The 20,527-nt window shown below is 62.0% G+C and carries 22 protein-coding genes; 5 read left to right on the top strand and 17 right to left on the bottom strand.

Annotated elements, in window-relative coordinates; translation table 11 throughout:
- Positions 1-32 precede the first annotated feature (32 nt).
- From infB to pip, 5 genes are all read right to left on the bottom strand, one after another.
- A complete protein-coding gene (infB, locus tag F3W81_RS15350) occupies positions 33-2,540 on the bottom strand; it encodes a translation initiation factor IF-2 (protein WP_193080005.1) in 2,508 nt (835 codons plus the stop codon).
- 42 nt (positions 2,541-2,582) lie between these two features.
- Positions 2,583-3,173, bottom strand: coding sequence for an RNA-binding protein (locus F3W81_RS15345; protein ID WP_193080004.1), 591 nt, complete (start codon positions 3,171-3,173; stop codon positions 2,583-2,585).
- Positions 3,174-3,197: 24 nt separating this feature from the next.
- Entirely contained in the window at positions 3,198-4,820 is a 1,623-nt protein-coding gene (gene nusA, locus F3W81_RS15340; RefSeq protein WP_193080002.1) for a transcription termination factor NusA, read from the bottom strand.
- A 5-nt stretch (positions 4,821-4,825) separates the two neighbouring features.
- Complete coding sequence (gene rimP / locus F3W81_RS15335; protein ID WP_193080000.1) at positions 4,826-5,410, bottom strand: ribosome maturation factor RimP; 585 nt, start codon at positions 5,408-5,410, stop codon at positions 4,826-4,828.
- A gap of 203 nt (positions 5,411-5,613) precedes the next feature.
- On the bottom strand, positions 5,614-6,582 hold the full coding sequence (gene pip / locus F3W81_RS15330) for a prolyl aminopeptidase (protein ID WP_193079999.1): 969 nt from the start codon (positions 6,580-6,582) through the stop codon (positions 5,614-5,616).
- Positions 6,583-6,635: 53 nt separating this feature from the next.
- Between pip and ubiG the strand changes: the two genes are divergently transcribed.
- A complete protein-coding gene (gene ubiG, locus F3W81_RS15325; protein WP_193079997.1) occupies positions 6,636-7,382 on the top strand; it encodes a bifunctional 2-polyprenyl-6-hydroxyphenol methylase/3-demethylubiquinol 3-O-methyltransferase UbiG in 747 nt (248 codons plus the stop codon).
- A 9-nt stretch (positions 7,383-7,391) separates the two neighbouring features.
- On the opposite strand, the gene F3W81_RS15320 is transcribed toward ubiG, so the two are convergent.
- From F3W81_RS15320 to F3W81_RS15305, 4 genes are read right to left on the bottom strand one after another with little or no spacing between them, the layout of a single operon-like run.
- The gene (locus tag F3W81_RS15320) at positions 7,392-7,826 is read right to left on the bottom strand and encodes a MarR family winged helix-turn-helix transcriptional regulator (protein ID WP_193079995.1); all 435 of its coding nucleotides are present in this window, start codon (positions 7,824-7,826) and stop codon (positions 7,392-7,394) included.
- Positions 7,823-8,656: a carbon-nitrogen hydrolase family protein gene (locus F3W81_RS15315; RefSeq protein WP_193079993.1), complete on the bottom strand. Its 834-nt coding sequence runs from the start codon at positions 8,654-8,656 to the stop codon at positions 7,823-7,825. Before F3W81_RS15315 ends, F3W81_RS15320 begins: the two co-directional genes overlap by 4 nt.
- Positions 8,653-8,913 carry a glutaredoxin 3 gene (gene grxC / locus F3W81_RS15310; RefSeq protein ID WP_193079992.1) on the bottom strand — a complete coding sequence of 87 codons (261 nt, stop codon included), beginning with the start codon at positions 8,911-8,913 and terminating at the stop codon, positions 8,653-8,655. Before grxC ends, F3W81_RS15315 begins: the two co-directional genes overlap by 4 nt.
- 45 nt (positions 8,914-8,958) lie before the next feature.
- Complete coding sequence (locus F3W81_RS15305) at positions 8,959-9,678, bottom strand: double zinc ribbon domain-containing protein (RefSeq protein WP_226941706.1); 720 nt, start codon at positions 9,676-9,678, stop codon at positions 8,959-8,961.
- A 37-nt stretch (positions 9,679-9,715) separates the two neighbouring features.
- Between F3W81_RS15305 and F3W81_RS15300 the strand changes: the two genes are divergently transcribed.
- Positions 9,716-10,543 (top strand): methyltransferase domain-containing protein, encoded by an 828-nt coding sequence (locus F3W81_RS15300; protein WP_193079988.1) that lies wholly within the window; start codon positions 9,716-9,718, stop codon positions 10,541-10,543.
- Positions 10,544-10,630: 87 nt separating this feature from the next.
- The gene (gene hemH, locus F3W81_RS15295; RefSeq protein WP_193079987.1) at positions 10,631-11,677 is read left to right on the top strand and encodes a ferrochelatase; all 1,047 of its coding nucleotides are present in this window, start codon (positions 10,631-10,633) and stop codon (positions 11,675-11,677) included.
- A 77-nt stretch (positions 11,678-11,754) separates the two neighbouring features.
- Here the strand turns inward: hemH and F3W81_RS15290 are convergent, their stop codons facing one another.
- Together F3W81_RS15290 and F3W81_RS15285 are read right to left on the bottom strand one after the other, a co-directional pair.
- Positions 11,755-11,937 carry a hypothetical protein gene (locus tag F3W81_RS15290; RefSeq protein ID WP_193079986.1) on the bottom strand — a complete coding sequence of 61 codons (183 nt, stop codon included), beginning with the start codon at positions 11,935-11,937 and terminating at the stop codon, positions 11,755-11,757.
- Positions 11,938-12,083: 146 nt separating this feature from the next.
- Complete coding sequence (locus F3W81_RS15285) at positions 12,084-12,704, bottom strand: L,D-transpeptidase (protein ID WP_193079985.1); 621 nt, start codon at positions 12,702-12,704, stop codon at positions 12,084-12,086.
- A 226-nt stretch (positions 12,705-12,930) separates the two neighbouring features.
- On the opposite strand from F3W81_RS15285, the gene dalA reads away from it, so the two are divergent.
- Positions 12,931-13,428 (top strand): divisome-associated lipoprotein DalA, encoded by a 498-nt coding sequence (dalA, locus tag F3W81_RS15280; RefSeq protein ID WP_226941705.1) that lies wholly within the window; start codon positions 12,931-12,933, stop codon positions 13,426-13,428.
- Positions 13,429-13,509: 81 nt separating this feature from the next.
- Here the strand turns inward: dalA and F3W81_RS15275 are convergent, their stop codons facing one another.
- From F3W81_RS15275 to hslO, 6 genes are all read right to left on the bottom strand, one after another.
- On the bottom strand, positions 13,510-13,878 hold the full coding sequence (locus F3W81_RS15275; protein ID WP_407692450.1) for a L,D-transpeptidase family protein: 369 nt from the start codon (positions 13,876-13,878) through the stop codon (positions 13,510-13,512).
- A 208-nt stretch (positions 13,879-14,086) separates the two neighbouring features.
- Positions 14,087-15,304, bottom strand: a complete 1,218-nt coding sequence (locus F3W81_RS15270) for a class I SAM-dependent RNA methyltransferase (RefSeq protein ID WP_193079982.1) — start codon at positions 15,302-15,304, stop codon at positions 14,087-14,089.
- 39 nt (positions 15,305-15,343) lie between these two features.
- Positions 15,344-17,194 carry an ABC transporter ATP-binding protein gene (locus F3W81_RS15265; protein WP_193079981.1) on the bottom strand — a complete coding sequence of 617 codons (1,851 nt, stop codon included), beginning with the start codon at positions 17,192-17,194 and terminating at the stop codon, positions 15,344-15,346.
- Between the two features lie 81 nt (positions 17,195-17,275).
- Entirely contained in the window at positions 17,276-18,433 is a 1,158-nt protein-coding gene (locus F3W81_RS15260; protein WP_193079980.1) for a CCA tRNA nucleotidyltransferase, read from the bottom strand.
- Positions 18,430-19,035: a CoA pyrophosphatase gene (locus F3W81_RS15255; RefSeq protein ID WP_193079979.1), complete on the bottom strand. Its 606-nt coding sequence runs from the start codon at positions 19,033-19,035 to the stop codon at positions 18,430-18,432. The genes F3W81_RS15260 and F3W81_RS15255 overlap by 4 nt, the downstream gene beginning before the upstream one ends.
- Positions 19,025-20,008 (bottom strand): Hsp33 family molecular chaperone HslO, encoded by a 984-nt coding sequence (gene hslO, locus F3W81_RS15250; protein WP_193079977.1) that lies wholly within the window; start codon positions 20,006-20,008, stop codon positions 19,025-19,027. Before hslO ends, F3W81_RS15255 begins: the two co-directional genes overlap by 11 nt.
- A gap of 83 nt (positions 20,009-20,091) precedes the next feature.
- Between hslO and F3W81_RS15245 the strand changes: the two genes are divergently transcribed.
- Positions 20,092-20,523 (top strand): NUDIX hydrolase, encoded by a 432-nt coding sequence (locus F3W81_RS15245; RefSeq protein WP_193079975.1) that lies wholly within the window; start codon positions 20,092-20,094, stop codon positions 20,521-20,523.
- The last annotated feature ends 4 nt before the right edge of the window (positions 20,524-20,527 follow it).

Here is a 20,527-nt window from a genome sequence, read left to right as displayed (position 1 = left end):
GGCCTTTTGCTATTCTCAGTGCTTGAAACGGATCAGAGCGTCCGCGTCACTTCTTCGCGGGTAAAGATCTCGATCACGTCATTCGGGCGAATGTCGTCGTAGTTATCGAACGCCATACCGCATTCCTGACCAGACTGAACCTCGGCCACTTCGTCCTTGAAGCGCTTCAGTGTTTTCAGCGTGCCCTCATGTACCACAACGTTGTCACGCAGCAGACGTACACCAGCGGAGCGTCGCGCGACGCCCTCGGTTACCAGACACCCGGCAACCTTACCAATGTTCGACACCTTGAAGACCTCTTTGATCTTCGCATAGCCGATGAAGTGCTCGCGGATTTCTGCGGACAGCAGGCCAGAGGCCGCTGCTTTGACATCATCCACGAGGTCATAGATCACGCTGTAGTAGCGGATCTCGACACCCTTCTGGTTCGCCGACTGACGGGCAGGCGCATTGGCCCGCACGTTGAAGCCGAAGACAGGAGCACCGGAGGCTTCGGCCAGGCCGATATCGCTTTCGGTGATGGCACCAACGCCGGAGTGCAGAACGCGAACGCGCACCTCGTCATTGCCGATCTTCTCCATCGCCTGAACGATCGCTTCGGCAGAGCCCTGAACGTCAGCTTTGACGATAATCGGCAGCTCGTTGACGCTCTCGTCCGCCTTGGCTTTCGCCATCAGCTGTTCAAGCGTCGTACCCGCACCAACCGCTGCGCGCTTCTCACGCGAGACGTTGGAGCGATACTCGGCGATCTCACGAGCCTGCGCTTCAGTCGCGACGACGTTCAGAACGTCACCGGCTTCGGGCGTACCGTTGAGGCCAAGAACCTCGACAGGCACAGAGGGGCCAGCTTCTGCAACGCGCTCACCTTTGTCGTTCACCAGCGCACGGACCTTACCGTACTGCTCGCCCACGACGAAGATATCGCCTTGTTTCAGAGTACCATTCTGGATCAGAACCGTCGCAACAGGACCACGACCCACATCAAGCTGCGCCTCGATCACGGCACCTTCGGCGGCGCGATCAGGGTTGGCTTTCAGTTCGAGGATCTCGGCCTGAATCGCGATGGATTCAAGCAGTTCATCCAGGCCCTGACCGGTCAGTGCAGAGACTTCGACGTCCTGCACATCGCCCGACATCTTCTCGACGACGATCTCGTGCTGAAGCAGCTCAGCGCGCACCTTGTCGGCATTCGCTGCAGGCTTGTCGACCTTGTTGATCGCCACGATCATCGGCACTTTCGCCGCTTTCGCGTGGTTGATCGCTTCGATCGTCTGCGGCATGACCGAGTCATCGGCTGCCACAACCAGGATCACGATGTCCGTCACATGTGCACCGCGAGAGCGCATCGAGGTGAAAGCCGCGTGACCGGGTGTGTCGAGGAAGGACAGAACCGCGCCACTATCGGTGGTGACCTGATAGGCCCCGATGTGCTGCGTGATGCCGCCAGCTTCGCCAGCCACAACCTTGGTCTTGCGGATCGCATCCAAGAGAGACGTCTTGCCGTGGTCAACGTGACCCATGATTGTGATGACCGGCGGACGCGGTTTCAGATCCTTCGGATCATCTTCGGTCTGGTGGATCACATCCTCAACGTCAGAGTCGGAGACGCGGACCATACGGTGGCCGAATTCTTCGACGATCAGTTCGGCAGTATCTTGATCGAGCGTCTGATTCTGCGTGACCATCATGCCCATTTTCATGAGCGATTTGACCACGTCAGCCACACGTTCGGCCATACGGTTTGCCAGTTCCGAAACCATGATGGCATCGGGCACCTGAACATCGCGCACAACTTTCTCACGCTGGACGTTGCCGCCCATGGCTTTCTGACGCGCACGCTCTTGCTTGCGCTTCATCGCGGCCATGGATTTCTGACGTCCACCTTCGCCACCAGTCAGTGCCTGGTTCAGCGTCAGCTTGCCAGAGCGGCGACCATCGTCACGCGCTTTCGCACGGCCGGCACGATCGTCCCGGTCAGCAGCGCGTTCAGGTGTTCCACCGGCGGGCTTGTTGATGCGGGCAGCGGTCGTCTTGCCGCCAGCATTACGCGCAGGCTGGGCTTCTTCCGCGGGACCAGCAGCAGCCTGAGCAGCGGCGCGCTTGGCGGCCTCTTCCTCTTCGGAACGCTTGCGCTCTTCCTCTGCGGCTTTCGCCTTGACCTTTTCCTCGGCCTCACGCTGTTCGCGCTCTTTCAATTCCATTTCTTCGCGGCGGCGCGCACGTTCTTCTTCACGCTCACGTTCATCACGCTCACGCTGTGCGGCTTCATCCACCTCACGGGCCTTGGCGGCCTGAACAGCCTTCAGCCGGCGTTCCATCTCGGCATCAGTGATGCCGGCGGGACGTTTGGAGGGATCACCCAAGGACGGGTTACCACCGCCCGCTTTGCCTGCACCCGGTTTGGGTACGACAACGCGCTTGCGCTTGGTTTCCACCACGACGTTTTTGGTGCGCCCATGGCTGAAGCTCTGCTTCACGTTCCCTGGCCGGGACCCGCCGCCACGCACACCCAAAGTCTTTTTACCGTCGTTGTCGCTCATATGGCTCTTAATCCTTTCAGGCGGGACCCTCCCGCCTCTGCGTCAGACCCGCAGGCCCTTAAGCCTTGCGGCTTCCTCTACAACACGTTTACTCAAACCGCCAGTTCCTAAGGCGGCGTGTATGACAGTTTCCCTGCCAAAGGCCAAGCCCAGCTCGTTTGAGGTCAGCCATCCAATAAATTTACCCATGTAAGGGGTAGATAGCTTAGACTTGCCGCGCTCTGATCCATCCGAGGATTGGATCAGAACATCGGCCACGTCCTTGGACAGCCAGTCTTTTACTTTTTCGTATCCCGCCACGGCATCACCCGACTTGCGAGCCAGCGCAAGCAGGTCTGTCACCCGCCGCAAGAGCTGTTCTTCGACCAGATCAGCCAACCCGTCGGGCAGAGTGACCTGAGTTTTAGCGGCGCGTGCGAAAAGCTTTTTCTTCACCGCCGTATCGATCGCATCACGATTCGCTGTAATCCAGATGCCCCGACCGGGCAGCTTTTCAAGCACATCCGGTACAAGCAGGCCATCAGGACTCACAACAAAACGAACGAGGCCGCCAACCGGCTGGACCTCTCCCGTTACGATGCACTTCCGTTCGGGACCATCTGCATGGTCCTTCTCTGTGCCGCCACGCGTCATATTCGGCACCCCCGAACCGAGGCCTTAAGCCTCGGTCTCCTCGGCGTCGCCATCATCGGCGGCGTCATCTTCAACATCTGGCTCAAGCTCGGACGGATCCACCCAGCCCAGAAGGACACGAGCGGACATCACGAGGTGTTGCGCCTCTTCGAGGGACATCTCGAATTTTTCGAGAAGACCTTCATCCTTGACCCTTTCACCGTTGACGGTCGTCCAGCCACCGGCCAGCTCCCAGTCAGCGCAGGTGGCGAAATCCTCAAGGGTCTTCACGCCATCTTCGGCCAGTGCTTCCACCATTTGGGGCGTCAGGCCGTCGAATTCAATAAGGCTGTCCTCAGCACCCAGTTCACGGGCGTGATCCAGAGCCGCTTTTGCCTGGGCTTCCAGGTTGTCACGGGCACGGGCCTGTAGTTCCGAAGCGGTGTCGGTATCGACGCCGTCGATCACCAGCAGTTCGTCGACTTCAACATAGGCAACCTCTTCGAGGTTCGTGAAGCCTTCCGAGACCAGCAGCTGAGCAAAAAACTCATCCACGTCCAGCGCGTCCATGAACAGCTTGGTGCGGACTTCGAATTCTTTCTGACGGCGGGCGGATTCATCCGCTTCGGTCATGATATCGATGTCGAGGCCGGTCAGCTGCGAGGCAAGACGCACGTTCTGACCACGGCGGCCAATCGCGAGGCTAAGCTGCTCATCAGGGACGACGACTTCGATACGCTCGGCTTCCTCGTCCAGAACAACCTTGGTCACTTCGGCCGGTTGCAGCGCGTTCACGAGGAACGTCGGCATGTCTTCGGACCACGGAATGATGTCGATCTTTTCGCCCTGAAGCTCGTTCACGACGGCCTGAACACGGGAGCCGCGCATACCGACGCAGGCGCCGACCGGATCAATCGAGCTGTCGAAGGAAATAACTGCGATCTTGGCGCGCGAGCCCGGGTCACGGGCGACGGCCTTGATCTCGATGATGCCATCGTAGATTTCGGGCACTTCCATCTTGAACAGCTCGGCCATGAACTGCGGATCTGTCCGGCTGAGGAAGATCTGCGGGCCACGCGCTTCGCGACGCACGTCCTTGATGTAGCAACGGATCCGGTCGTTCGGGCGATAGCTTTCGCGGCCGATCTTTTCGTTCCGGCGCAGGATGGCTTCGCCACGACCCACGTCGACGATGACGTTGCCGTATTCTTCGCGTTTGACCTGACCGTTGATGATCGTGCCGGCGCGGTCCTTGAATTCTTCGTACTGACGATCGCGCTCAGCTTCGCGGATCTTCTGCAGGATGACCTGTTTCGCGGATTGTGCCGCGATGCGGCCCATGTCCACGGGCGGGACTTCCTCAACGTAGGTCTGCCCGATTTGCGGATCGGCCATGTATTGCTTGGCCTGTTTGACGGTCAGCTCTGCCTGATAGTTCTCAAGCTCTTCGTCGCCGACAACGGTGCGCACACGGGTAAAGGTGGCGCGGCCGGTCTTCCGGTCGATCTTGACACGGATGTCCATTTCGCTGCCGTAACGGCTTTTCGCGGCACGGGCGAGGGATTCTTCCATCGCTTCGACGACCAGACCGGGGTCGATCATCTTTTCGCGGGCAACAGCTTCGGCGGTTTGCAACAGCTCAAGCTGGTTTGCAGAGGTGATGGCCATTGTTCTCAGTCCTCCTGGGAGTCCGGATCGGTCTCGATCTCGTCAAAACTGTCTTCATTCAGAACGCCCGCGTCCTTGCGAGCCTTCAGCATTTCCTTGATCAACTCGTCGGTCAGCACCAACTTGGCGTCGACCAGCCAGTCAAACTCCAGACCGACGGTGATTTCCTCACCGCGGTCTTCGATATTGATCAGCACCTCGGTGCCCTCGATCCCTGCGAGCACGCCTTTGAAGCGTTTGCGCCCCGCGACCATCTCGTCGGTCTCAAGCCGGGCTTCATAGCCCTCGAAGGTGTCGAAATCCTTCAGGCGCGTCAGTGGCCGGTCGATGCCCGGGCTGGAGACCTCAAGGTTGTAGTTGTCGCTCACCGGGTCCTCGACATCGAGAATAGCGGAAACGGCGGTCGAGATCTTGGCGCATTCGTCGACTTCGATACCGCCACCGGGCCGTTCGGCCATGATTTGCAGCGTCTTGGTCTCGCCGCCCATCAGGCGGATACGGACGAGTTCGAAGCCCATGTCCTCAATGACAGGGGTGACGATCGCGGCCAGGCGGTTGTCGATGGTTGTCTTGGCGATCAGGTCAGTCATGGGTCATCCGGGCATAAAAAAACGGGCGCGCGGCCCGTCATTGCTTCCGGTGGAGCGTTGGTTCCGAGAGGCACCGACACGCCGCTGATGACCGCCATATACGCCGGGGTCTGACGAATCGCAAGGGGGAAAGGAAATTGGCACCACTGCGCGGCGCCAAGCCTCCGGCGGGGATATTTGGAAACAGGGAAACGGGGGCCGGGTCAGCCCATGGCAATGCGATCCATCACGCGCACCAGTTCCGCAGAAATGCCCGGTTCAGACAGGGCGTGCCCCGCATCGCCGATCATGCGCAGATCGGAAAGGGGCAGTTTCGCGGCCAGAGCATAGGCCATGCGGGGCGGGCAAATCATGTCGTATCGGCCCTGAACGATGTAGCAGGGGATATGTGCGATGCGATCGGCATTGGCGAGAAGCTGGCCTTCCTCAAGCCAGCCGAGGTGGGTGAAGTAGTGGTTCTCCAGCCGCGCGAAGGCACGGGCATACTGACCCGGAGGCTCTCCGCCGTTGCCGGTGCTGGCCATCGAGGCGAGGGCATTTTCCCAGGCCGACCAGGCTTTGGCGTATTTGACTTCCTCCACCTGATTGCCGCTGAACAGACGCCGGTGATAGGCGCCGATCATGTCGCCGCGTTCCTCTTCGGGAATGAGCGCGGCGAAGCGGGACCAGGTGTCGGGCCAGAAGGCAGCCGCGCCGCCGCCATAGAACCAGTCGAGCTCGGACTGAGTCATCATGAACACGCCACGCAGGGCGAGGTGGCTGACGCGATCCGGGTGTGCCTCGGCGTAAATCAGCGCCAGGGTTGCGCCCCAGCTGCCACCGAAGACCGTCCACGCGTCAATGCCGAGGGTTTCACGGATCAGCTCGATATCACGGACGAGGTGCCAGGTGGTGTTGTCGGTGACGCTGGCGTGGGGGCGTGAACGCCCGCAGCCGCGCTGGTCGAACAGGATCACGCGATAATGAGCGGGGTCGAAATAGCGGCGCATCGCCGGAGAGCAGCCGCCGCCGGGCCCGCCGTGCAGCACCACGACTGGCTGGCCGTCAGGATTGCCAGATTGCTCGACATAGACGCTGTGGCCCTGCCCGACATCCAGCATCTGCTGATCGAACGGATCTATGGCTGGGTACAACACTTGCCCTGCGCTCATTTGGCCCGAGTTTCTATCCATCAATGTCTCGTATAGTAAGGGGCAAGAGGCACCATGACCGCAAGGAGCGCGGAATGCAAACCGACATAAACACGATTGATCCCGGCGAAGTCGCCAAGTTCGAGGCGATGGCCGCAGAGTGGTGGGACCCGGCGGGCAAATTCAAGCCGCTCCATATGATGAACCCGGTTCGTCTGGACTTTGTGACACGCCAGATTGCCGCCGAATATGGCCGCGATCTTGAGAAAGAGCGCCCCTTTGAGGGGTTGCGCCTGCTCGATATTGGCTGCGGCGGCGGGTTGCTGTGCGAACCGATGGCGCGTCTTGGCGCCACGGTCGTCGGCGCCGATGCCGCGCCGCGCAACATTCCCGTGGCGCAGTTGCACGCCGAACAGTCGGGTCTGGAGATCGATTATCGCCACACTACCGCCGAAGCGATGGCCGCGGCGGGCGAACAGTTCGACGTCGTCCTCAACATGGAGGTGGTCGAGCACGTGGCTGATCCGCAGGCCTATCTGACCGCCTGTCACGATCTTTTGAAACCGGGTGGGCTGCATCTCTGCTCCACGATCAACCGCAATCCCAAGAGCTATGCCATGGCCATCTTCGGGGCCGAGGTGATCATGCGCTGGCTGCCGAAGGGCACCCATGACTGGCGCAAGTTCATCACTCCGGATGAGCTTTACGAGTTGATGCGCAATGCGGGGCTGAACCCGGTGGATCGCAAGGGCTATGTCTTCAACCCGGTGAGCTGGCAGTGGCGGATCTCGGACCGGGATCTGAGCGTGAACTACGTCACTGCCGCGCTGCGCCCCGAATAGGGCGCGGCGTTACTCCAGCTTGCTGCGCAGCTCTCGCAGGATCGGCAGGGCGGCACGGACCTTGTCCTCGCCCAGATCCTCAAGCACGCCGGAGATCATCGGCGCTATGGCCGAGAGAGCCGTATCCAGCGCCATGCGACCCGCAGGGCTGATCGCCACCATCTTGCGCCGCGCATCATCCCAGTCGGGCCGGATATGAACGTATCCGGCCCATTCCAGCTTGGACAGCGTGTTGGTCATCGCGCCGCGCGTCACGTGAAACGTCTGCGCCAGCTGCGCCGGGCTCTTTTCCTCATTGGAGCGCCCGAGGTGATTGAGCACCGAGAAATGCGACAGCTCCATCCCCTTGGGCAGCACACGCGCAAGACGGTTCCGGATCATCTGATCAGCCGCCAGAACCTCTGAAAACAGCGCGATGGCGAGCGAATTTTTTGGCTCACTCATTGGATCAGCGAATAGTCCCGGTCGTGGCGCAGGGCAGGCACGCGCGCCCGCGCCGAAGTCACCGCTTCGGGCTCCAGTTCGACGTAGCCGATGCCCGGCTCGGTCCCCATGTCCAGCAGCACCTCGCCCCAGGGCGCGATGGCCAGCGCATGGCCGTGGGTGCGACGCTCCTTGCCAGTGCTGCGCGGGTGGGTGCCGGTCTGTGCGGGGGCCAGAACGTAGCAGCCAGTCTCGATGGCCCGGGCACGCAACAGGGGTTCCCAGTGCGCGGCTCCGGTGACGGGCGAAAAGGCGGCTGGTCCCGTCAGGATCGTGGCACCCGCTTGCGCAAGTGTGCGGTGCAAATAGGGAAATCGCACGTCATAGCAGATCGTCATGCCGATCTTGCCGAAGGGCGTGTCAGTCACAACCGCACGGTCGCCGGGGCGATAGCCGTCGGATTCGCGGTAGGTTTCGGTCGCGTCGACATCGACATCGAACATGTGGATCTTGTCGTACCAGGCCGCGATCTCACCCTCAGGATTGATCAGGAACGACCGGTTGGCAAACCGTCCATCGGCGTCGCCGGTCTTCAGCCCCAGCGAGCCGATCAGCAGCCAGATCCCCAGATCTGCCGCCTGTGCACGCAGCCCAGCCAGCGTCTGGTCGTCGTCCTGCATCTGCAGCACCTCGGTCTGACGGGCGCGCGACGACGAGACGCAGTTCGTCACCTCGGGCGTCAGCACGAAGCCTGCGCCGTTCGCGGCGGCCTCGGCCACCATCCCCTGCACCATCGCAAGGTTGGCTGCAGGGTCGTCGGACGAGGTGATCTGGAGCAGCGCGGCCTTCATGCGTCAGCCAGTAGGGCGTCCAGTTTGCCCGCCCGCTCAAGCGCATAAAGCTCGTCACAGCCGCCCACGTGGGTTTCGCCGATGAAGATCTGCGGCACGGTATAGCCACCATTGGCGCGCTGGATCATTGCCTCTTTCAGTACAGGCTCACCCAACACGTTGATTTCGTTGAACCCTGCGCCCTTTTCGTTCAGCAGCCGCTTGGCCGCGTGGCAAAATCCGCAGGTGGGAGAGGTATAGATATCAATCGTCTGCATCGTCGGCTCCGTTCCGTTCAGGCGCATTATGCGTTCGCCCTTAACCTAGGATGCTTTGCCCACGCGCGCCAGAGCCAGCACCGAAACGGATCCCGCGCCCGCCGCGATGCAGGCGATGCTTGCAGCCGAAAACGTCGCGCCTGAGGTCATCACGTCATCGACGATCAGCACCGGACGCCCCTGCAGTTTTGCAATGTGGCGGGGCGTCACCGAAATCGCGTCACACAAGATCGCATGGCGCTCCTCTCTCCCCTTACCCTCAAGCGAATCGGTGCGCTTGAGGCGTTGCAGCAGATCCGGCTGGTCGATCACATCAAAGCGCTTCAGCCGCTTTGCAATGGCCCGCGACAGCAGTGCCGACTGGTTGTAGCCCCTCTTCACGCGCCGCCGCCAATGCAGCGGAATGGCCGCCACGATCATGCCCGCCTCGATAAGTGGCTCTGCGGCCTCGACCATCCAATCGGCGGCTGGGGCCGCGATATCGTGGCGGTCACCATGCTTCAGGGCCATCACCAACTTGCGCCCTTGCCCCGCATACATCATCGCCGCCCGGCCCCGCGCCCAGACCGGAGGATACCGCAAGCAGTCGTCACAATGGGCTGTTTCGCCACGTTGCCCACCCGGCAATGGCGCCCCGCATCCATCACAGACCACCCCTCCGATGAAGGGCGTATCGCTCCAGCAGGCGGCGCACAGGCCAAAGTCACTCTCGACCAACCCGCCGCAGCCCAGACAGCGTGGCGGATAGATCAACCGCATTGTCATTTGAACTGCCGATCCCAAGGACCTATCTATCCGGCTCATGACACATCCGATCCTGACTGACCCCACTGCCCTGCTCCACCGCCGCGCCCGCGCCACTGCGGACGGGTTGTTTCTGCATGCGCTCGTCGCCGAGGACCTGCAGGATCGGATAAGTTTCGTTAACAGGTCCTTTAAGGACGCCGTCCTTGTAACGCCTTTTCCAGAGCACTGGCAGGAGTTGGCAGCAGGCTTTGCCACGCCGCCCCGCATCGTGCAGGCGGCTGAGGTGCTCGATATTGCGCCCGGATCCGCCGATCTGGTGATGCATGTCTTCGATATGCACTGGAGCAACGATCTTGTCGGTCAGCTGATTCAATGCCGCCGCTCTCTGCGCCCCGACGGTCTGTTCCTCGGCGTGCTCTTCGGCGGTAACACCCTGACTGAATTGCGCATTTCCCTGGCCGAGGCCGAGGTCGAGATCACCGGCGGCCTGTCGCCCCGCGTCGCCCCAATGGGCGAAGTCCGCGATCTTGGCGGTTTGCTTCAGCGTGCGGGCCTTGCCCTGCCGGTGGCCGACAGCGACGCACTCAGTATCAGCTTCAGCTCTCCCTTGAAGTTACTGCATGATCTTCGCGCTATGGGAGAGTCCAACGCGCTGAATGACCGACTGCGCAAGCCCACCCGCCGGGCCGTTCTGTTGCGCGCGATGGAGCTTTATCAACAAAACTACGGGGATGCGGATGGCCGTGTCACCGCCACTTTCGAGCTGATCACCCTGACGGGCTGGGCGCCGGACGACTCGCAGCAAAAACCACTGCGCCCCGGCTCGGCCATGTCCTCTCTGGCGGCAGCGCTCGGCACGGATGAAAACCCATTGAAGCCATGACGCGGACCCATCGTCACAGGCATGGCGTCCCATGTTGACCCCCGGGGCACATCCTCTATCAGCGATAAGACCCAGCAGGAGACGACCATGACCGACGCGACCCGACCGACCCATGCCGCAGCCGATCACCCTGCCATCCCGCGCGAAAAGGTCGGCATTCTTCTGGCCAACCTCGGCACGCCCGATGGCACCGACTACTGGTCGATGCGCCGCTATCTGTCCGAATTCCTCTCGGACCGCCGCGTCATCGACTATCCCGCCTGGAAATGGCAGCCGATCCTGCAGGGCATCATCCTGACGATCCGCCCGTCGAAATCCGGCAAGGCCTACCGCTCGATCTGGAACAACGAGGCGGATGAGAGCCCGCTTCTGACCATCACACGTCAGCAGACGGTCAAGCTTCAGGCCGCGCTGGCGCAGCGCTACGGCGCCAATGTGATGGTCGATTTCTGCATGCGCTACGGCAACCCCTCAACCAAGTCCAAGGTCCGCGAGATGGTCGCGGCGGGGTGCACCAAGATCCTGTTCTGCCCGCTTTATCCGCAATACGCGGGCGCCACCGTCGCCACGGCCAACGACCAGTTTTTCCGTGCGCTGATGGACGAAACCTGGCAACCCGCCAGCCGGACCCTGCCCCCCTATTTCAGCGACACCGCCTATATCGACGCCCTCGCCCAGTCAGTTGAGCGCGCCTATGACAAGCTGGAAACCAAGCCGGATATCCTCGTCTGCTCCTACCACGGGCTGCCGTTCCGCTATCTGACGCAGGGCGATCCTTACCACTGCCAGTGCGTGAAGACGACGCGCCTGCTGAAAGAGCGGCTGGGCTGGGCGGATGACAAGATCACCACGACCTTCCAGTCGAAATTCGGCCCCGAGAAATGGCTGCAGCCCTACACTGTCAAGCATGTGGCGGCACTGGCCGAGGCTGGCAAAAAGAAAATCGCCGTCATCGCGCCGGCATTTTCCGCCGATTGCATCGAAACTCTGGAAGAAATCAACGAGGAGATTCGCGAAAGTTTTGAGCACGCAGGCGGTGAAAGCTTCACCTACATCCCGTGCCTGAACGATGACGATGCCCACATCGGCGCCCTCATGGGACGAATCGAGGCGAACCTGGCGGGCTGGCTGTAACCAGCCTCCCCACCTTCAGAACAAAAAAAAGGCGGTGAATTGCTTCACCGCCTTTTCTATTTGATGTCGTGCGCCGATTAGTTGGCGGCGACAGCAGCAGCAACCACTGCCAGCAGGATGAGCGGCAGAACGATGCCGGTCGACGAGCTGGTGGTTTCTTCTACGATGACCGGTGCTTCGATGACCGGCTCGGCGTAGGAGCCAGCAGTCGCGGTTGTAGCAGCAGCTGCCAGAGTAGCGGCGAGTACGAATTTTTTCATGTTAACCTCCAGAAAAGGCCTGCGCAGTGAACGAAAGTTACCACAGCAAGCACCCAAGACTTACCTCGTGATTCCGTCATAAGCGGGACGCACATACCATTGCAATTGGAAGATGCGTAAGCTCTCACGGCCACAGGGAAATGTCGTCAAATAAGCAACACTTGGGTGCCCACTTTGGCCAGTTCATACAGCTCTTCGATGTGTTCGTTGTACAAACCGATGCAGCCATTGGACGAACGACGGCCAATTTTACGCGTGTCGTGGGTGCCGTGGATCCGGTAGTAGGTCCAGCTCAGATAAAGTGCGCGTGTTCCCAGTGGGTTATCCGGGCCGGGGCCGACAAATTCAGGCCATTCGGGGTTGCGCACTTTCATCGCAGGGGTTGGGGCCCAGGACGGGTTCTCGACCTTGCGCGTCACGCTTGTGCTGCCCCGCCGCGTCAGGTCATCCGTGACCGGAACCGACGTCGGGTACAGTTTGTAGATGCTGCGGTCTTCAGACCAGTAGTGCAGCGCGCGCGAATCAATATCCACCAGGATCGCACCGTTAACGGTGTTGTTGAAGTACGGCTCCCAGTCGAGCGCGCGGAACGACGAGACGTTCCGGCGGGTCGACTCAGTCGGGTCGCGTTCGACTTCTGTGGAATTTGCGAAAGGAGCCGCGTAAGTTGCAGACTGGCTCTGCGACAACGCGGGGGTTGCAAGGAATACTGCGCCGGTCGCGAGGAACGCGCGGCGTGACTGTTTGGTGTCGGTGGGGATGCTCATTTTTGTCTCCGTGTCCGTCGCATCGGAATTTTGTAACGATTGTATGGCGCAGATGCCTCAGTCGCAAATCAAACAAGTGTCAGTGAACCACTTCACATCGTTGTGCGTTTGCTACAGATCAAGGGCCGCGATAAGCGGTTAGATAGCTCTCCTAAACGGCAGGACGAATATGCGCATTACAATTCTTCTCGTATCGGCTCTTCTGGCACTTTCTGGCTGCGCCACAATGCCGGGATCTGAGCCGCCGCGGCTTGCTGCGGACGGGAAACCCCTGCCCAAACTTTACCGCATCCCCTCGGACGGTAAAAACCGCATTCCCTATGAGATGCTGGATTCCGTGAACACGCTGCGCTCTGCTTCCGGCGCCCAACCTCTGGTCCTTGATTCGGCACTGACCGCAGCCGCTGCGACCCATTCGCGCGACATGGCCAACCAGAACCGCCCTTGGCATTTCGGGTCCGACGGGTCTTCGCCGCTTGATCGGGTGCAGCGCGTCGGCTACCGCGGCAACCTGATTGGCGAGAACATTTCCGAGACCTTCGAGACCGAGATCGAAACCCTCTCGGCCTGGATGGACGAAGACGACACCCGCCGCGTGATCCTGGACAAACGCGCCACGGATCTGGGCTTTGCCTGGTACCAGGAGGGCAACGGCAAGATCTGGTGGACGATGATCCTCGGCAGCCGTCAGGCAGGTCAGCCCGCCTATCTGGCCTCGAACTGAGCCAGCGCACCCCATCGGAAATGAACGAAAAAGGGCGACCCCGCGGGGCCGCCCTTTTTCAATGCCTCAAATGCCAAAACGTCAGGGGTGTATCGAGATTGGCGTGCCATCCCCGACCATGGCGTAAATCTCTTCGACCTCTTCGTCGGTGACTGCGATGCAGCCGGCCGTCCAATCCCTTGGCGCGTTGCGATAGTTGCGCGGCCCGCCATGGATAAAGATGTCGCCCCCCGCAGTTTTGCCAATCGTCTCGGCAAAGGCCACCTGATCAGGTTTGGGGTAGGAAATCCCGACCGACAGGTGGAAAGCGGAGTTTGGGTTGCGACGGTCGATGTAATAGTCGCCCTCGGGCGTCTTGCCATCACCGCTGAACTGCTTGGTTCCGACCGGGGCGAACCCCAGCCCGATGTCATAGGCCTTCAACACCTGCGGCCCGTGCATGAGGTACATGCGACGGTCCTCTTTGAAGACATGTATCCGGGTGACTTGCGGCCCGTCATACGTTTGAAACTTAGAAGAACACCCAGCCGCGGCAAACGCCAGGACCAGGATCAATACTGCCCGTATCATCGTTTTTCGATCTTTTTTTGATTGATGCTCTGAGAGGCATCCTATCAAAACCCGGCTTTTCGCAGAAGAGGCAATGTCGCCCTCACGATTAGTTGAGCGAAAAGTCGGTCACGAGCTCGACATGGGACGACCAGCGGAACTGATCGACGACCTGAACCGGGCCCATGCGATAGCCCGCCTCGATCAGTAGGCGGGCGTCACGGGCGAAGGTGCCGGGGTTGCAAGACACGGCGGCAATGACCGGCACGCGGGCCTCGGCGAGCTGCCGCGTCTGGGCCTCGGCACCCGCACGCGGCGGGTCGATGACCACAGCGTCGATCCCCTTGAAGTCCTCGGGCACCAGTGGATCGCGGAAAAGATCGCGCACCATGGGCCGCAGCCGGTGCAGACCACCGGCACGCCGCCAGCCCTGCTCCATCGCCTCGGTCATGGCGCGATCCCCCTCAACTGCCAGAACATCCACATGTTCGGACAGGGGCAGCGCGAAGGTGCCGCAGCCGGCAAACAGATCGGCGACCGACTTGGCCCCCTTGGTGATTCGCATCACGGCGTCACGCAGCGTCGCCTCGCCATGGGCTGTCGCCTGCAGGAAGGCACCGGGAGGCGGCACGACCTGCGTCCGGCCGAAACGTTGCACCGGCGACTGACGGGTGACGACAACCTCGCCCTCCCACGCCAGACGCGCCAAACCCAGCTGCTGGGCCTCTTCGCTCAGCTTCAGACGCAGCGCCTCGTCCAGCGGCTTGCCGCCGGTGACAGAGACATCCAGCCCGCCCTCCGACAGCGTCGCCTGCACCGAAAGCTCGCCCTTGCGGCCGGCCCCGGCAATCGCCAGCGCCTCAGCCACCGGCAACGCCCGCATCAGATCGGGATGCAGCAGCTTGCAATCGACAACCTCGACAATCGCACCCGAAGCACGGCCATGGAACCCGGCAATCGCCCCGCCCTTGGTGCGCCGCGCCGACAGGGACGCACGCCGCCGCGACTGCGCGGGCGACGTGATGACCTCCAGAAACGTCGCGTCGATCCCCTGCGCCTGCAGAGCCGTCTCGACAATGCCGCGCTTCCAGGTCGCCACAAAGCCTTCGCCCGCGTGCTGCACCGCGCAGCCACCGCAGGATTTGAAGTGCCGGCATGGGGCGGCAACGCGTTCCACCGACGGCGTGATGATCTTGACGTTCTCAAGCCGCTGACCGGACAGAACGCCGCTCACGGTCTCGCCCGGCAGGGTCATCGGGGCAAAGATCGGCCCCTCGGCAACGCCATCGCCATGATGGCCCAGTCTCTGGATGTCATATGTGTTCATGGCCGCCCCTCTATCGCAGCGCGTCTTTCCGGCAAAGCCCTATTCGGCACCCGTGCCATCATCCTGGTCGAGGTTGAGGAAGCCGCCAGACTGGCGCGCCCAGTAGCGCGCATAAACGCCGTCGCGCGCCAGCAGTTCATCGTGGCTGCCCAGCTCGACGATCTGTCCTGCCTCCAATACCGCGATCCGGTCCATATGGGCGATCGTCGACAGACGGTGCGCAATCGCCAGCACCGTCTTGCCTTGCATCACACGCTCCAGAGCCAGCTGGATCTGCGCCTCGACCTCACTGTCCAGCGCGCTGGTCGCCTCGTCCAGAACCAGGATCGGTGCGTCCTTCAGGATGGCGCGCGCCAGAGCAATGCGCTGACGTTGCCCGCCCGACAGCTTGACGCCCCGCTCGCCGAGCCGCGCATCATAGCCAGCGTTGCCCTGCAGATCTGTCAGATCGCGAATGAAATGATCCGCCTCGGCCTGCCGCGCCGCCGCAAACAGATCCGCATCGCTCGCATCCGGACGGCCGTACAGAATGTTCTCCCGGGCGGAGCGGTTGAACATCGCCGTATCCTGCGTGACCAGCGCGATCTGACGGCGCAGCGAATCCTGCGTCACCTTCGCAACGTCCTGACCGTCGATCAGCACACGCCCGCCTTCGGTGTCGTAGAGGCGCAGCAGCAACGACACGAGCGTCGATTTCCCTGCCCCCGAAGCCCCCACGATGCCAATTTTTTCGCCCGGCGCGATCTCCAGATCCACGCCACGGATGCCGCCTTTTTTCTGGCCATAGGCAAAGGAAACGCCCTCGAACCGGATGGCGCCATTCGGCACCGACAAGGCGCCCGCGCCCGGCTCATCCAGCAGCCGCATCGGGGTGGCCAGCGTCCGGATGCCGTCCTCGACCTCTCCGATATTGGCATAGATCCCCATCAGCGAGAAACTGACCCAGCCGGTCATCTGCGCCAGCCGCACCGAAACCGCCCCTGCCGCCACGATATCGCCCACGCTAGCCGTGCCCTGCGCCCAAAAGATCAGGGCGCCGCCAACCAATAGGATCGGCAGCAGCCCCCCGATGAGCAGAAGGCAAAACCTGAACCACGCCGAGACATAGCCGAACTCCAGCGCGGCCGTGCGATAACCCGACAGAGCATCCATGGAGGCGCGTTCCTCGTGATCCGCATGGGCGAACAGCTTGACCGTTTTGACGTTGGTCACCGTATCGACGATCTGCCCCGTGACCATGGCCCGAGCCGCAGCGCGCCGCCCTGCCCGGCCGCGCACCTTGGGAATGAACAGGCGGATCAGCAGGCAATACCCGATCATCCACAGCACCAAGATCACGCCCAGCCAGCCATTGATCCCCATCACCAGCGCCGCGGCCCCTACGACGGACGCGAGCGCAAAGGCGACGACGTTGATCATCTCCACCACCACCTCGGTCGAGGCGCGCGCCGTCTGCAGCTGTTTCTGAGCGATGCGCCCGGCGAAATCATTGTCAAAATAGGTGATCGACTGGCCCATGGTCCAGCGGTTCAGCCGCTGCATCACCAGCGCAAAGATGTTCGGCTGGATGATGATCGCGTTGATCCCCGAAGCCAGCCCGTTGAACAGCGGCCGCGCGAGCAGAAAGAACGCCACGGCCGAAATCACCAGCGGCAGGTTGGTCAGGCTGAAGAATGCCTCCGGGCCCTTCGTCTGGGCGCTGTCGATCACCCGGCCCAGGATCCAGGCGGTCGCCGCTTCGATCCCGCCGGCAATGACGGAAAAGACCGTGGCCAGCAGGATCGCATGGCCACTGCCCTGCAAGGCCCAGCGAAGGAACTTCAGCAGGCTCTGCGGCGGCGCCTTCTGCGTCGCAAGGAAGGGATCAATCATCTTCTCGGGGTGTATCATCAACGCGTTCCTTGCGGCCCTAACGGCAGCCGAGTGCCACAGCATCAGCCGCGCCGGGATCGCGCCGAAAGTGCCTTGGCGTCAGTGTTTGCCCAGCAGGGCGGCAGGGTCCAGCGTGAAATCCGACGCGATCCAACGCTGCTCGATCGCTTTCAGCTCGGCCCCGAGGGCTGCGCCCTGAAACTGTGGCATCAGATCCTGCGCCCTGACCGGCAGGACCTGCTGCGCGCCATGCCCGGCCAGACTGAACATAGCGGCGTCGAAGGGCAGTTCCAGCATGGCGATGCGCAGCGCGACAATTTGCTGCGCAGGGTCACGGCCAAGGCGATACCCCAGCTCGCCCGCTCCGCGTGCCGAGCCGACCTCTGCGCGGTAAAGCGCCAGCCTGCTTGCCTCTTTTTTCGACAGACGCAGCCGCTCTGCCACGTCCTCGCCACCGATCGCCGCCAGTCGCGCGACAAAATCCGGGGAAAGCCCCGCCAGCCGTTCCACGTGGATCAGCTGTGCCAGCGCTGCACACTCGGCCCCGGGCAGCACATGCATCAGCGCGCCGGTCCTCTGCATCGCCGCCATTGCCGGGGCCGGGTCCGGCACGGCCAGCAGCCGCGTCATCTCGGAACCGACACGTTCGGCCGACAGTGTGTCCAGCCCTTCGGCATTCATTGCAATCGCGCTGAGGGCATCGGGGTCAAGCCCAGCCTGGGGGTCGCCAAAGCGGGCATGAAAGCGGAAAAACCGCAGGATTCTCAGGTAATCCTCGCGGATCCGCAGATCCGCATCCTCGATAAAGCGCAGTCGATGCGCCTGCAGATCAGCCATGCCGCCCAGCGGGTCCAGAACCTGCCCCTTTGGGTCGGCATAAAGCGCATTCATCGTGAAATCGCGCCGCCGCGCATCTTCCGTGATCGACTCCGAAAACGCCACGACGGCATGGCGGCCGTCGGTCTCGACATCGCGGCGAAAGGTTGTGACCTCATGCGCGATGCCGCCAGAGACGACAGTGATCGTGCCATGCTCGATGCCGGTGGGAATGGCCTTGAGCCCGGCGGCCTCCGCCAAGGTCTGCACCTTCTCGGGGTGGGCGTCGGTGCAGATGTCGACATCGCCGACCGGCAGACCCATCAGCGCATCGCGCACACAGCCGCCAACGAAATAGGCCTGAAACCCGGCGTCGGTCAGCATTGCGCAAACGGCCTGTGTCGCCTCACGGCGCAGCCATTCCCCACTGATCAGGGTCATTGCCCGACGGCCTCGGCCAGTACGCGCAGCATCCGCGCTGTCGCACCCCAGATGTAGTAGGGCCCGTAGGGTACGGTGAAATAATGCCGCATCTCGCCGCGCCAGGCGCGCGACTGCACCGAATAGCGGCTGGCATCCAGCACATGCGCCAGCGGCACGCGAAACACCTCGGCCACCTCGCCGGGCTCGGGGCGAACGATAAAGTCGCCGTGGATGCGGGCAATCACCGGCGTCACCTGAAACGAGGTCACGGTCTGATGCGCAGGCAGGCAGCCCAGCACCTCGACAATATCGGAGGGCAGGCCGATTTCTTCGCGGGCTTCGCGCAGGGCGGCGGCCACGACATCGGCGTCGCTGTCCTCCTGCTTGCCTCCGGGGAAAGAGATCTGGCCCGGGTGGTGCTTCAGGGCTGACGAGCGCACCGTCAGGATCACCTGCAGGCTGCCCTCCACCTCCTGAAGCGCGCAAAGCACACCGGCGGGGCGCGTCTTGAGCCCGGCAATCAGATGCGCATCCTTGTTCAGGTCGAAATCTGAAGACGGCGTCTGCGCCGTCTTCAGAGCTTGGGTAATGCGGTCAAAAGTGGCGGCGTCAGCCTGCATTGTCTCCGGCCTCAAACCCCACCGTCGCTGGGTCCATCACGTAATGGGCACCGCAGAACTGGCAATCGGCAGTCACCTTGCCTTCGTCGGTGGTCATCTTCTCGATGTCCTTGGCCGAATAGATCGACAGGCTCTGACGCACCTTCTCCTCGGAACACGAACAGCCGAACCGCACCGGCTGAGCATCGAAGACACGCGGGCCTTCCTCATGGAACAGACGCACCAGCAGGTCCGTCGGGGCCACGCTGGGGCCGATCAGCTCAAGCTGTTCAACCGTGTTGAGGTGAAAGTTCACCCGGTTCCAGTTTTCCTCGGCATCGCCGCTGACCAGATCCTGCGCCTGCAGCAACCCGTCCTCGCCCGAGCCTTCTTCGACATGCATCCCGGCTTTCGGCATCGTCTGAACCATCACGCCACCGGCGCGCCAGTGTTCTTCTCCGCCAACCTCGGTCGAGCGGCCGAAAGACAGGCTGAAGCGCGTCGGGATCTGCTCGGACTGCGCAAAATACGCCTCCGCACAGGAGGTGAGAGAGCCCCCGGCCAGCGGTGTGATGCCCTGATAAGGCGCCATGCCATGCCCCTGGTCGATCATGATGGCGAAATAGCCCTCGCCCACCTGATCAAAGGGGTTGCTGTCGGTGATGCGGTCGCGGTCGAAACTGGCGTAGGCACGGATGCGCGCCGGCTCGCCATCTTCCTGCGGGCCGTAGTAATCGGTGGCGATCATGCGCACCGCGCCACGGGTCTGGATCTGCAACGACAGCTTCCAGCGCAGCTTGATGGTCTGGCCGATCAGGGCGGTCAGCAGCGCCATCTCGGCGACAAGCGCCTCAACGGCAGGTGGGTAATCGTGTTGTTTCAGGATGCCTTCGAGCACCCCGTCGAGCCGGGCCACGCGGCCACGGACGTCTGCTTTGTCGAGTTGGAACGGCAGAACGGTGTCGTCCCAGGCAATCTTCGTGCTGATGGTCATGGGGAATATCCTATGCGCTTGCTCTTGGCATAACGCGGTGCGACGTAAGGGGCAAGCGACCCACCTTCAAGGACAAAGCCCCTATGCGCCGCTACGGTACCCCGCCTGTGACAGGCCAAAACTACACTCTGCGGCCCGGCGCCTATGCGATTTTGCCGCGCGACGGCAAGCTGCTGATGACCTTCCAGGCGCAGCCGGATCCCGAATTTCAGCTGCCCGGCGGCGGCATCGATGCCGGTGAATCCGCCATTCAGGCGCTGCACCGCGAGGTCTGGGAAGAAACCGGCTGGGCTATCGGCACGCCGCGCCACCTCGGCGCCTATCGCCGCTTTGTCTATATGCCCGACTATGATCTGCACGCCGAAAAGATGTGCCACATCTTTCTTGCGCGCCCGACTGTGCGCCGCTCTGACCCGATGGAGCCGGACCACACCGCCGTCTGGCTCGAATTCGAAGTCGCGCTGGAGCTGATTGCCAACCCCGGCGACCGCGACTTCCTGCGCGCCCTGCTCTGACACG

Origin of the sequence: Pseudooceanicola spongiae (assembly GCF_014899185.1) — a bacterium.
Classification (GTDB): Bacteria; Pseudomonadota; Alphaproteobacteria; order Rhodobacterales; family Rhodobacteraceae; genus Pseudooceanicola; species Pseudooceanicola spongiae.
This window is presented reverse-complemented; position numbering and strand designations above follow the sequence as displayed.